Annotated in this window: 11 protein-coding genes; 7 read left to right on the top strand and 4 right to left on the bottom strand. The window is 66.9% G+C overall.

Going from position 1 to position 12,556, the window contains the following annotated elements; all coding sequences use genetic code 11:
- The first annotated feature begins 182 nt into the window (after positions 1-182).
- Entirely contained in the window at positions 183-1,145 is a 963-nt protein-coding gene (locus BLT60_RS05430; RefSeq protein WP_090875309.1) for an AEC family transporter, read from the top strand.
- Here the strand turns inward: BLT60_RS05430 and BLT60_RS05425 are convergent.
- Genes BLT60_RS05425 through BLT60_RS05415 form a run of 3 tightly spaced genes read right to left on the bottom strand, consistent with a single transcriptional unit; the run spans position 1,093 to position 3,229 of the window.
- Positions 1,093-2,310 (bottom strand): UbiH/UbiF family hydroxylase, encoded by a 1,218-nt coding sequence (locus BLT60_RS05425; protein WP_090875745.1) that lies wholly within the window; start codon positions 2,308-2,310, stop codon positions 1,093-1,095. The genes BLT60_RS05430 and BLT60_RS05425 overlap by 53 nt on opposite strands.
- A gap of 2 nt (positions 2,311-2,312) precedes the next feature.
- Complete coding sequence (locus BLT60_RS05420) at positions 2,313-2,792, bottom strand: YeeE/YedE family protein (RefSeq protein ID WP_210185544.1); 480 nt, start codon at positions 2,790-2,792, stop codon at positions 2,313-2,315.
- On the bottom strand, positions 2,792-3,229 hold the full coding sequence (locus BLT60_RS05415) for a YeeE/YedE family protein (protein ID WP_090875307.1): 438 nt from the start codon (positions 3,227-3,229) through the stop codon (positions 2,792-2,794). Before BLT60_RS05415 ends, BLT60_RS05420 begins: the two co-directional genes overlap by 1 nt.
- 157 nt (positions 3,230-3,386) lie before the next feature.
- On the opposite strand from BLT60_RS05415, the gene BLT60_RS05410 reads away from it, so the two are divergent.
- Both BLT60_RS05410 and BLT60_RS05405 read left to right on the top strand, forming a co-directional pair.
- Positions 3,387-4,124 (top strand): TerC family protein, encoded by a 738-nt coding sequence (locus BLT60_RS05410; protein WP_090875306.1) that lies wholly within the window; start codon positions 3,387-3,389, stop codon positions 4,122-4,124.
- A complete protein-coding gene (locus BLT60_RS05405) occupies positions 4,121-5,356 on the top strand; it encodes an MFS transporter (protein WP_090875304.1) in 1,236 nt (411 codons plus the stop codon). The genes BLT60_RS05410 and BLT60_RS05405 overlap by 4 nt, the downstream gene beginning before the upstream one ends.
- Here the strand turns inward: BLT60_RS05405 and BLT60_RS05400 are convergent.
- Positions 5,353-7,056: a SulP family inorganic anion transporter gene (locus BLT60_RS05400; protein ID WP_090875302.1), complete on the bottom strand. Its 1,704-nt coding sequence runs from the start codon at positions 7,054-7,056 to the stop codon at positions 5,353-5,355. The two genes, BLT60_RS05405 and BLT60_RS05400, sit on opposite strands and share 4 nt — an antisense overlap.
- A 292-nt stretch (positions 7,057-7,348) precedes the next feature.
- Between BLT60_RS05400 and uraH the strand changes: the two genes are divergently transcribed.
- From uraH to xdhC, 4 genes are read left to right on the top strand one after another with little or no spacing between them, the layout of a single operon-like run.
- On the top strand, positions 7,349-7,690 hold the full coding sequence (uraH, locus tag BLT60_RS05395; protein WP_090875294.1) for a hydroxyisourate hydrolase: 342 nt from the start codon (positions 7,349-7,351) through the stop codon (positions 7,688-7,690).
- An 8-nt stretch (positions 7,691-7,698) separates the two neighbouring features.
- The gene (gene xdhA / locus BLT60_RS05390) at positions 7,699-9,171 is read left to right on the top strand and encodes a xanthine dehydrogenase small subunit (RefSeq protein ID WP_090875293.1); all 1,473 of its coding nucleotides are present in this window, start codon (positions 7,699-7,701) and stop codon (positions 9,169-9,171) included.
- A gap of 1 nt (position 9,172) precedes the next feature.
- Entirely contained in the window at positions 9,173-11,503 is a 2,331-nt protein-coding gene (xdhB, locus tag BLT60_RS05385; protein WP_090875291.1) for a xanthine dehydrogenase molybdopterin binding subunit, read from the top strand.
- A complete protein-coding gene (gene xdhC, locus BLT60_RS05380) occupies positions 11,503-12,495 on the top strand; it encodes a xanthine dehydrogenase accessory protein XdhC (RefSeq protein WP_090875289.1) in 993 nt (330 codons plus the stop codon). Before xdhB ends, xdhC begins: the two co-directional genes overlap by 1 nt.
- Positions 12,496-12,556 lie beyond the last annotated feature (61 nt).

Genomic DNA, 12,556 nt, shown 5'->3' with positions numbered 1-12,556 from the left:
GATTTGCTGGCCATTTCCGCTATGGGCCATGCCGGGACGGTCAAGTCAACCGCCAGATCGGTGCGCCGCCGAGGTGCGCGAAGATTGACCGGATACTGCGAAACCGTTAGGCAGCGGGCTGTTCAGCCGCCACCGCGTCCGAGCCGCGCCCGGAGAACGGGCATCCGGAAGCCCGACAGACCATGAGCCAGATCGCGACGATCATTCTGCCTTTCCTCGGGCTGATCGCTGCCGGTTTCGGCGCAGCCAAGTGGCTGAATCTGCCTGCGAACGGCGTCTCGGGCCTCAATCTCTTCGTCTACTATTTCGCACTGCCGGCGTGGTTCTTCCAACTGGTGGCCGAAACGCCGATCGGCGATTTCGAGAACTGGTCCTTCGTCATCACGACGACCTTCGCCACCTACTGCGCCTTTGCGCTCGCCTTCTCCTTCGGCGCCCTGGTCAACCGCGGCAATGTGCCCGAAGCAACGATCGAGGGGCTGGTCGGATCCTACGCCAACATCGGCTATATGGCGCCCGCCCTGACGGTCGCGGCATTCGGCGCGACGGCGGCGGCGCCAACGGCGCTGATCTTCACCTTCGACAGCATCATGCTCTTCGCGCTGGTGCCGCTGATGATGGCGCTGGGCGGAACGACGCGAGCCAACGGGGCGTCGATGGCGCGCTCGATCGCCAGGCGCGTCGGCACGCATCCGATCATCATCGCCTCCGTCCTCGGCTTCATCTTCGCCCTTGTCGGCCTGCCGATACCGGGGCCGATCGATGGCCTGCTGACGGCGTTGCGATCCGCCGCGGCGCCAGTGGCGCTGTTCGCCATCGGGGCCAGCCTCGTGCAGATGTCACGCGGGACGGTCACGCTGGAACTGCCGGTGATCCTGCTGGTCAAGCTGGTGGTCCACCCAGTGATCGTCTACCTGCTCCTGAGCTGGATCGGCGGCTTCGACCGGATCTGGGTGGCCGCGGCGGTGCTGATGGCGGCGCTGCCTCCGGCGGCCAACGTCCTGGCGATGGCGCGCCAATACGCGACCTATGAGGGGCGGGCGGCGGCGGCCGTCTTCTACGGGACCGTCGCTTCGGTGGTCACGGTAACGGTTACCCTGACGATCCTGTTGAGCGGCGACCTGCCGGTCGATCCGTTTCGCTAGCCGGGGGGCTGGCGGGCGATCCAACGCCGCGCAGCATGACCGCCCGGCGCAGCGCCGGGATGCGGTCGAGCAGGAACAGCCCCAATCCGCGCACGGCCTGGACGGGCAGGAAGCCGGTGAGCAGGGTGCGGTTCAGGGCATCGACCGCCGCGGTGCGGGCGTAGATGTCGGCGCGACGGCTGCGGTCATAGGCGGCCAGGCGGCTTGCCTCGCCGGGGTCTTCGGGATGGCCGGCGAGGCTTTCGCCGAGGGTGGCGACGTCGCTGTAGCCGAGGTTGAGGCCCTGGGCGCCGATGGGCGGGAAGAGATGCGCGGCTTCGCCGAGCAGGACCGCCCGCTGGGCGGCGAAAGCCCGGACGCCCATCCCGGACAGCGGGAAGACCTGCGCCGGGCCATCCAGCGCGACCTTGCCGAGCATCGATTGCGCGCGGGCCTCGATCTCGGCCGCCAGCACCTCGGGGGCGAGTGCGGCGCGACGCTTGGCCTCGGCGGGACGATCTACCCAGACGAGGCTCGACCGTTGCCCGGGTAGCGGCACCAGCGTGAAGGGGCCGCCTTCGGTGTGGAACTCGGTCGAGGTCTCGTGGTGCGGCAGGGTGTGGCGGATGTTGGTGACGAGCGCCGACTGGTCGTAGCGCCAGTCCCATTCGGCGATGCCAATGCTGTCGCGGACCCGCGAGCGGCGACCGTCGGCCGCGGCGACGAGGCGGGCGGTGACGGTCTCGCCGGTGTCGAGATGGGCGACGACGGCGTCGTCCCCGGTGACGGCGATTCGCTCGACGCTTGCCTCGATGCGCTCGATGCCGCGCTCGCGACACAGGCGATCGAGGCCGGCGGTGAGGGCGGCGTTGGCGATGTTGTAGCCGAAGGCGTCGAGGCCGATCTCGCTGGCGTGGAAGAGCACTTCGGGGGCGCGGATCAGTCGCCGGGTGGCGTCGACGATGCGCAGCGACCGGAGCGGCGCTGACTGATCCTTCACCAGCGGCCAGACGCCGAGGGAGTCGAGGAAATCGACCGATCCGGCCAAAAGGGCGGCGGTTCGGTGGTCGTCAGGGCGGGTGGCCGGAGCGACGATGGCGACCCGGTACCCCATCGCCGCGACCTTGAGGGCTGCGGCAAGGCCGACCGGTCCCGATCCGACGACGAGGATATCCGTGCTGGGCATGATCACTTGGCGACCGCTTGCGAGGGCTCGAGGCTCGAGCGGTTTGACCATTCGACGATCGCTCCCGTCAACCAGGAGCCGGCCAGCATCGCGGCGACGAAGATCGCGACGGCGTCGGGCACGACGCCGAGATTGGCGATGGCCGGACCCGGGCAGAAGCCGGAAATCCCCCAGCCGACCCCGAAGATTGCCGAGCCGATGACCAGCCGGCGGTCGATCCGGGTCTTCGTGTTGACCTGAAAGGCCGGCGCGGCAACGGGCTTCCGCATGAATCGGTTGAAGCGCAGCCCGACGAAGGCGACGGCCGAGCCGGCCGCCATGACGAAGGCGAGGCTCGGATCCCAGCCGCCGCTGGGGATCGCGGCCAGGTCGAGGAAATTCTTGACTTTCTCGGGGTCGATCATCTGCGAGATGGCGAGACCGACGCCGAAGACGATGCCGGCGACGAGCGCCATGGCGATGGCAAACGGGCTATTGCGCATCACAGGACATGCCTTGCGACGAAGACCGTCACGATGGCGGTCGCCATGAAGGTGCCGACCGCGACGAAGGATCGGCGGGAGAGGCGGGCAATGCCGCAGACGCCGTGGCCGGAGGTGCAGCCGCCGCCCAGCCGGGTGCCGATGCCGACCAGCAGTCCCGCCGCGACAAGGGCGACCGGGCCAATGCCGACGGTCGGCAAGCGGGCCGGAATCTCAGCGAAGACCGTCGGGCCATAGGCAAAGCCGAAAGCGGCGCCGAGCGGCAGGCCGATGAGGAATGCCAGCCGCCACCAGATATCGCCGCGATGGAACGGGAAGATGGCGCCGGAAATGGTGGATACCCCGGCCGTGCGGCCATTGAAGATCCACAAGAGGGTGGCCGACAATCCGATCAGCGCGCCGCCGATGGCAGCGGTGAGCGGCGTGAAATTTTCCATGAATCGTCACTCCAGAGGCCGGCGCCATTGTCAGCCTCTGGCGGACCCGGTCAAACAATACTATGCCACGGGCGGATTTCTGCGTGGCCGACGCTTGCATTTGGCGGCCTGACGGACAATTTCAAGCTACTGGCCACGTCACCTCTGGAGATTTGGGATGATTGCGTTCGACTGGATCTCCGATCCAGCCATCTGGGCGAGCCTCGTGACGCTGACGGCGATGGAAATCGTCCTCGGCATCGACAATATCGTCTTCATCTCGGTGATCGTCGGCAAGCTGCCGCCGGAGCAGGCCAAGCGGGCGCGCCAGATCGGCCTGACCATGGCGCTGGTCTTCCGGGTGTTGCTGCTCTTCTCCCTGTTCTGGCTGATCGGGCTGACCGCATCGGTCTTTGAACTTTTCGGTCAGGGCTTCTCCTGGCGGGACATCGTGCTGATCGCCGGTGGCGCCTTCCTTCTCTACAAGGCGACGACCGAGATCCACCGCGACGTGGAAGGCGGGGGGCACGCGGAAGCGGCGACGGGACCCAAGGTCTATGCCAGCTTCGGCATGATCGTCTCGCAGATCGCCGTGATCGACATGGTGTTTTCGGTCGACTCGATCCTGACGGCGATCGGCATGGCCGACCACGTCGGCGTGATGATCGCTGCCGTGGTTATCGCCATCGCGATCATGTACCTGGCGTCGGGTCCGGTGGCATCGTTCATCGAACGGCATCCGACCACCCGAATGCTGGCGCTGGCCTTCCTGATGATGATCGGCGTCGCCCTGATCGCTGACGGCATCGGCTTCCACATTCCGCGCGGATACCTTTACGCGGCGATGGCCTTTTCCGCGATCGTCGAACTCCTCAACGTTGTCGCCGGCAAGAACCGCCGAAAGCAGCAGCAATGAGCCGAGCAAACCCGGGCGCGCCTTCCGGCGCGGCCGGGCAGGGCGCCGTCCGCGCGAGCGGCGGACTGGTGACGCCTGCGCGGCTGATCATGGCCGTGTTCTTCCTGCAGTCCCTGACGCTGGCCAACTGGCTGCCCAGGATCCCCGATGTCGCCGAAGCGCTGGAATTGAGCCACAGGGCGCTGGCCGTGGGCCTGATCGGGCTGCCGCTCGGGATGTTTCTGGGGATCAGCGTTGCCGGACCGTTGATCGAGCGCCTGACCGCGCGGCGGACGATCCTGCTGGCATTCGTCGCGCTTTGTGTCGCCATGCCCTTGCCCGGCTTTGCGCCAAACGTTCCGATGCTCTTCATTGCGCTGTTTCTGATGGGCGTGACCTTCGCGCTCACCGATGTCGGCATGAATGTCGAGGCGGCGCGGATCGAGATCGGTCTGGGGCACCGGATCATGAATACCTGTCACGGCTTCTGGAGCCTGGGCTCGATGGTCGGGGCCCTGATGAGCGGCGGGATCGGGGAACTCGGCATCGCCACCGGCCCGCATCTGGTGCTGGTCGCCCTGATCCTGCTGCCGATCGGACTCGCCACGGCGAACGCCCTGCCGCAGTTCAGGGCTGCCCCGATCGTCAAGAGCGAGCGGGCGCCAACCTTCGCGCTGCCGTCGCTGACGCTGATCGGGCTCTGCCTCTACGTCTTCGGCACAGTGATGGTCGAACAGGTGGCGCGAAACTGGGGCGGAGTTTTCCTCAACGAGGTTCTCGACGCGTCACCAGCAGCGATCGGACTATCGATCGGCGCCTTGTCGCTATTCATGGCGATCGGTCGGTTTCTCGGCGATCCGCTGTCGGACCGCTTCGGCGCCGTGCCGCTGGCGCGTGGGTTCGGGATCCTGGCGATTGCCGGCATCGTGCTGACGGCCACCGCGGGGGGAATGGTCCAGGCCGTCGCCGGCTTCGTGGCGATGGGGCTCGGTGTTTCGGTGGGGTTTCCGCTGGCGATCAGCGCCGCGGCGGCGCGGACCGACCGGCCGCCGGCCACCAATGTCGCCGCACTTGCCTTCTTCGCCTATTCCAGTTCGCTGGTCGGGCCGACCCTGGTCGGCTTCGTCTCGGAGGATGCGGGACTGAGGATCGGCCTTGCGTCGATCCTGCCGCTGGTCGTCCTCTCGACGCTGCTTGCCGGACACCTGCGCCGGGCGCGGCAGGCCGCCATTTCGCAGGCCCATTCAGGTTAGCCGGGACTTCCAGCCTCACTTGACGCCATCGCGGACGAGACATCCGGCGAGAAGCGCACGTCGGGATGGCCGATGCCGAAGTCGCGGAGCATGTGCCGCACCCTCGGTGTTGCCGAGGCGAGGACAATGCCGGCGTCCTGGCCCTGGGCGTGGCGGACGAACGACTTGAGTGCCGCGGCGGCCGTTGAGTCGACGAAAGGCACGCCGGACAGGTCGAGGATGTAAACGTCGGGCGCATCGCCGATGCTGTCGAGGACACTGGAGAACTTCTGCGTCGCGCCGAAGAAGAAGGGACCGTTGATCCGGTAGACGACGGAGCGGCGATGGTTGCGGGAAGCGTCGATGGTTTCGGCGGATCGCGGTGTCGAGTCCGGCACGTCTTCCTCGATCAGGTGAGCCTCCGTCTCGATCTCTACGGCGTTCGCCATGCGGTGCATGAAAAGGAGGGCGGCGAGGACGACGCCGACTTCGATCGCAACGGTGAGATCGACCAGGACGGTGAGGAGGAAGGTGATGAGCAGCACAAACCGGTCGCCGGTGGTGGCGCCGGTCAGGATGGCCCGGATGTGGTCGAATTCCGCGATGTTCCAGGCAACGAATGCGAGGATCGCGGCCAGCGCCGCCAGCGGGATATAGGAAAGCAGGGGCGCTGCAACGAGGACGAAGACGAGGAGGATGACGGCGTGCAGCATCCCCGAGACAGGGGTACGCCCGCCGGCGCGGATGTTGGTGGCGGTGCGGGCGATCGCGCCGGTCGCCGGCAATCCGCCGAACAGGACCGAGCCGAGGTTGGCGAAGCCCTGCGCCACCAGTTCGCTGTTCGACCGGTGCCGCCGCCCGGTCATGCCGTCGGCGACGACGGCCGACAGCAGCGACTCGATGCCGGCGAGGAAGGCGATGGTCATGGCGTCGGGCAGGATGGCCCCGACCCTCGAAAGGTCGAAGGTTGGAAGTTCGGGAACCGGAAGCGTGCGTGGCACCCCGCCGAAGGCCGATCCGATCGTTGCAATATCGAGATCGGCCAGAGTGGTGAGAGCGGAGCAGGCGACGACGGCGATCAGGAAGCCCGGCCATTTCGGCCGAGCCATCTTGAGGCCGATGATGATCGCCAGGGCAAGGACGGCGATCCCGACCGCCAGGATGTTGATGCTTGGCAGCGCCTCGTAGATCACCCCGAGCTTTGGAATGAAGTCTGCCGGAAGGGTGGCGTCGAGGCCCAGCAGGTCCTTGAGTTGCGACGCGAAGATCGAGACGGCGATGCCGGCGGTGAAACCGGTAATCACGGGATAGGGGATGTATTTGATGAAGGTCCCGAGCCGGAGGGCGCCGAAGACGATCAGGATGACGCCGGCAATCACCATCGCCATCAGCAGGCCGTCATAGCCGTGGCGATCGATGGTCTGGAAGACCACGACGATGAAAGCTGCGGTCGGCCCGCCGATCTGGAACCGGCTGCCGCCCAGCGCCGAGATCAGAAAGCCCGCGACAATCGCCGTGATGAGACCCTTTTCCGGCGTGGCGCCGGAGGCGATGCCAATCGCCATCGCCAGGGGTAATGCGACGATCGCAACGGTCAGCGCCGCGACGGAGTCGTGACGGAACGTTCCAAAGCTGTAGCCCTCTCGCAAAATGGTGACGAGTTTCGGGGTAAACAGTTCAAGGCCGCGTCGCTCGGCTTTGTCCGGTTGCGTCTGATGCATCGGGGCTTTCGTCGGCCGGAAAGGCGGACGTCTTCAGGGGGGTGCATGCATGATTGCGCGCCGCGACCGAGTCTGGCAAGTCGGCGGTGCAGTCCTGATGCTGCGGCGAAACGTCTTTAACGGGGATCGCCCGGTCTGCGTCCATGCCCCTTTTGCCGGCAAGATGATGAAAATTAGCGTTTGATCAGGTTTTGGGCATAATCCATTGTTGGCGGTGACCCGCAGTTCGCGGTGCAGCAATTGCCCGCCCACGGCCCGTGGCGCGGTGCGCGTAGAGTAGCAGGTGTGGCCTATGGGGCGTTTGACGACTCACGTTCTCGATACAGCGCGCGGCCGCCCGGCGGCCGGCATGCGGATTGACCTCTATAGACTTGGCGACACACAGGAACGGGTTGCCGTGGCGACGACCAATACCGACGGTCGTGTCGACGAGCCGCTTCTCGAGGGCGCGGCGCTGACCGACGGAACGTTTGAACTGCGATTCCATGCCGGGGCGTATCTCCGCGCCCAGGATATCGAGCCGACGTTTCTCGACGTGATCCCGATCCGCTTCACGGTCGACGCCTCCGAGGCCCATTACCACGTGCCGCTGCTGCTCTCGCCCTTCGGCTACACGACCTATCGCGGAAGCTGACCGGCACCATGCGCGACTCGATCCGATTCATCCGCAATGGCCGCATGGTCGAACTGCGCGACATCGCGCCGACGGCCCTGCTGCTCGACTACCTTCGCGAGACCGAGGGGGCGACCGGCACCAAGGAAGGCTGCGGGGAGGGCGACTGCGGCGCCTGCACGGTTGCTCTCGGCCGGGTTCGCGACGGCAAGATGACCTATGAGCCGGTCAATTCCTGCATTCAGCTTCTCGGCCAGGTCGACGGCTGCGAGGTGGTCGCCGTCGAAGACCTCGCGGATCGCGACGGGGAACTCCACCCGGTCCAGGCGGCCATGCACGACACCCATGCGTCGCAATGCGGGTTCTGCACGCCGGGCTTCGTGATGAGCCTGTTCACGCTTTACCACGCCGAAAAGCACCCGGTGAGCCGGTCCGAGGCGAATGACTGGATCGCCGGCAACCTGTGCCGCTGCACCGGCTATCGCCCGATCGTCGACGCCGCGGTCAAGGTCACCGCCGATCCCGCGACCGACCGGTTCTCCGCCAATGCGTCGGACACCGCCGGGCTGATCGGCTTCCTCGCCGACACCGACGACATCTTCATCGGCGACAGCGACCGCTTCTTCGCGGCGCCGTCGAGCATCGAGACACTCGCCGACCTCTACGAGCAGCATCCCGACGCGACGATTGTCGCCGGCGCCACGGATGTCGGGCTGTGGATCACCAAGCAGTTCCGCGACCTGCCGAAGATCATCCATATCGGCCGGGCCCGGGGTCTCGATCATATCGGCGACACCGGATACGAACTGCTGATCGGCGCCGCGGCGACCTATGCCCAGATCGAACCCCACTTCAGGGCGCTCGATCCGGACCTTGGCGAGTTGCTGCGCCGCCTCGGCTCCAAACAGGTGCGGGCCAGCGGCACGATGGGCGGCAACGTCGCCAACGGGTCGCCGATCGGCGATACGCCGCCGGCGCTGATCGCCCTGGAGGCGACGGTTGAGCTTCGCAAGGGCAAGCGGGTGCGCAGCATGCCGCTGGAGGACTTCTTCATCGAATATGGCAAGCAGAATCGCGAACCGGGCGAATTGGTGATCGGGCTGCTGGTGCCAAAGATGAACGCCAGCCATATCTTCCGCTGCTACAAGGTCGCCAAGCGCTTCGACCAGGACATCTCGTCGGTGATGGGCGCGTTCCGCTTCACCGTTGGCGAGGATGGCGCGATCACCGAGGCGCGGATTGCCTATGGCGGCATGGCGGCGACGCCGAAGCGGGCGAAGAACGCCGAGGAAGCGCTGACCGGCACGATGCTGCGCGACTCGCGGGCCTGGTCGCGGGCCTTTGCCGCGCTCCGCGACGATTTCACCCCGATCGGCGACCACCGGGCCAGCGCCCGCTACCGCAACGAGACGGCGCATGCGCTGCTCGGCAAGGCGCTGATCGAGGCGGCCGGCACGGCCTCCACCCGGACACGGGTCGTCGGCCATCGCGTGGTGGCCTGACATGGACCTCGGCGACATCATCAAGGGCAGCCCGGCACCGGCGGTGGTGCACAAGCCAAGGCCGCATGACAGCGCGGCCAAGCACATGACCGGCGAGGCGATCTATGTCGACGACATCAAGGCGCCGGTCGGCACGCTTCACGCGGCGCCTGGCTACGCGCCGATCGCCGCCGGCCGGGTAACCAAGCTCGATCTCGACGCGGTCCGCAAGGCGCCGGGCGTCGTCGACGTGCTGACGGCCGCCGACATTCCCGGCGTGAATGACGTGAGCGCGAAGGGGATCAACGACGAGCCGGCGATCACGCCCGAAAAGATCATGTTCTACGGGCAGGTGCTGTTCGTCGTGCTCGCCGAGACCCGCGACCAGGCGCGGCGGGCGACCAAGCTCGCGAGGATCACCACGGCGCCGGGCATGCCGATGATCGATGTCGATGACGCGGTGGTCGCGGATTCGATGGTGCTGCCGGACTACGCCTTCGAGCGCGGCGATCCGGCGGCCGAAATCGCATCGGCGCCACGAAAGATCACCGGCGAGTTCCGGATCGGCGGCCAGGAGCATTTCTACCTGGAGGGGCAGGCGGCGCTGGCGATCCCGGGCGAGGACGGCGACATGTATGTCTGCTCGTCGACCCAGCATCCGAGCGAGGTCCAGCACATCGTCGCCCATGTCCTCGGCCTCGATTCCAACGCCGTGACCGTCGAAGTGCGGCGGATGGGCGGCGGTTTCGGCGGCAAGGAGAGCCAGGCGACGCAATGGGCGGTGCTTGCCGCGCTCGGCGCGCGCAAGACCGGGCGCGCCTGCAAGATGCGCCTCGACCGCGACGACGACATGATCATGACCGGCAAGCGGCATGACTTCAAAGTCGATTACACCGCCGGTTTCGGCAAGGACGGCGGGATTCGCGGGGTCGACGTGACCTTCGCCGCGCGATGCGGCTATTCGGAAGACCTGTCGATGGGCGTCGTCGACCGGACGATGTTCCATGCCGACAGCGGCTACTATTACCCGGTGCTGCGCATCCTCGCCCGGCGGATGCGGACCAACACCGTGTCGAACACCGCCTTCCGCGGCTTCGGCGGGCCGCAGGGCAAGCTTTTCGCCGAGCGGATGATCGACCATATCGCCTATGCGGTCGGCCGCGACCCGCTGGAGGTCCGCAAGGCGAATTTCTACGGCGGTGCCGGCCGCGACCGGACCCCGTACAACATGCGGGTCGAGGACAACATCCTGCCGGAGATCGTCGGCGAACTGGAGCGCACCAGCGACTACTGGGCGCGGCGCAAGGCGATCACCGAATTCAACGCGTCGAGCCCGGTGCTCAAGAAGGGGCTGGCCCTGACGCCGGTCAAGTTCGGCATCTCCTTCACGCTGATCCACCTCAACCAGGCCGGCGCGCTGGTCCATATCTATCGCGACGGGTCGATCAGCCTGAACCACGGCGGCACCGAGATGGGGCAGGGGCTCTTCGTCAAGGTCGCCCAGGTGGTGGCCGAGGAGTTCGGCCAGGAGCTCGACCGGGTCAAGATCACCGCGACCTCGACCGCCAAGGTGCCGAATACCGGACCGACGGCCGCCTCCGCCGGCACAGACCTCAACGCACAGGCCGCGCTTGCCGCGTGCCGGACGATCAAGGATCGGCTCTTCGAATTCATCGACGAGAAGTGGAGCGTCGGCCGGGATGCGGTCCAGTTCCGAGAAGGCAAGGTGTTCATCGGCAACCAGGCGGTGGAATTCGGCGAACTGGTCGAGCAGGCTTTTCGCGCCCGGGTGTCCCTGTCGTCGACGGGCTTCTACAAGACGCCGAAGATCCACTGGGACCGGGAGAAGGCCTCCGGTCAGCCGTTCTTCTACTTCGCCTATGGCGCCGCCTGTTCGGAAGTCACCATCGACACGATGACCGGCGAGATGAAAGTCGACCGCGTCGACATCCTTCACGACGTCGGCAAGTCCCTCAATCCGGCGATCGATATCGGCCAGATCGAGGGCGGCTTCGTCCAGGGCATGGGGTGGCTGACGACGGAGGAACTGGTCTGGGACTCGGCCGGGCGGCTGGCGACCCACGCGCCCTCGACCTACAAGATCCCGACCGCCGCCGACGTGCCGGCGGACTTCCGGGTCGCGCTCTACGAGTCCGGCGGCAACCGCGAGGACACGATCTACCGGTCCAAGGCCGTCGGCGAACCACCGCTGATGCTGGCGACATCGGTCTTCTCGGCGATCCTCAACGCCATCGCCAGCCTCAAGCCGGCGGTGATGCCGCGGCTCGACGCACCGGCGACACCGGAGGCGATCATGCGCGCCATCCGGGCGACGACGGGTGGAGATAGCTGATGCTGGTCTGGGCCCGCCTCGTCGAAGCGATCGACCGTCGCGGCGGGGCGGCGATGGTGACCGTGGCGGCGACCAGGGGCTCGGCCCCGCGCGAAGCAGGCGCGCGAATGATCGTCAACCGGGACGGCACCTTTTCGGGCACCATCGGCGGCGGCACGCTGGAATGGCGGGCAATCGCAATGGCGCAGGCCGCGCTTGAGAAGAACGCCGGGGCCGAGAAGCGCCGGTTCTCGCTCGGGCCGGAGCTCGGCCAGTGCTGTGGCGGTCAGGTCGACCTGGTGATCGAGGTGTTTGGCACGGGCGACCGCGAGACGGCGGCCGCCTTTGCCGCCCGGGAAGCCGAGGCGCCATTCACCACCGTCGCGCGGTTCGACGGCGGGGGCCGACTCGTTCGCTCGATCGCGGACGAATCCTTGGCCCCCGGCAGCGCGGTTCTCACGAACGACGTGCTGGTCGAGGGCTTCGGCGAGGAACGGCGGCACCTCTATCTGTTCGGCGCCGGTCATGTCGGCAAGGCGCTCGTCCTGGCGCTGGCGCCATTGCCGTTCACCGTGACGTGGCTCGACCCGCGTCCCGATGCGTTTCCGGCTCTTGTGCCGGCGAACGTTGTCCTGAGCCGGCTTGACGATCCGCTGGATGCGCTGACGGGCGCGCCGGCCGGCAGTTTCGTCCTTGTCATGAGCCACAGCCACCAGCTCGACCTCGCCCTGGTTCAGGCGGCCCTTGCCGACGATCGCTTCCCCTACGTCGGTCTCATCGGCTCGAAAAGCAAGCGCGCGCGGTTCGAGAAGCGGCTCGCCGCCGCCGGAATAGCGCCCCGGCGTCTTGAAGACCTGGTCTGTCCGATCGGCATCGACGGGATCCACTCCAAGGTGCCGGCGGTGATCGCGGCTGCTACCGCGAGCCAGCTCCTTGCCCGGGACGAGGCCATTCGCGTCGTGGAAAACCACGAATCTCCGGCTTTGCGCCGGTCCGCCGGACGGGTAGGCTAGGGTTAACGTGGGAACGCAACCAAACCCAGCTGGCGACGATTTCTCGAAGCGCCTCGAAGGC

It is taken from the genome of Bauldia litoralis (genome assembly GCF_900104485.1).
GTDB lineage: Bacteria > Pseudomonadota > Alphaproteobacteria > Rhizobiales > Kaistiaceae > Bauldia > Bauldia litoralis.
Note: the sequence above shows the minus strand (reverse complement) of the source record. Positions and strands in the feature narration are given on the sequence as shown.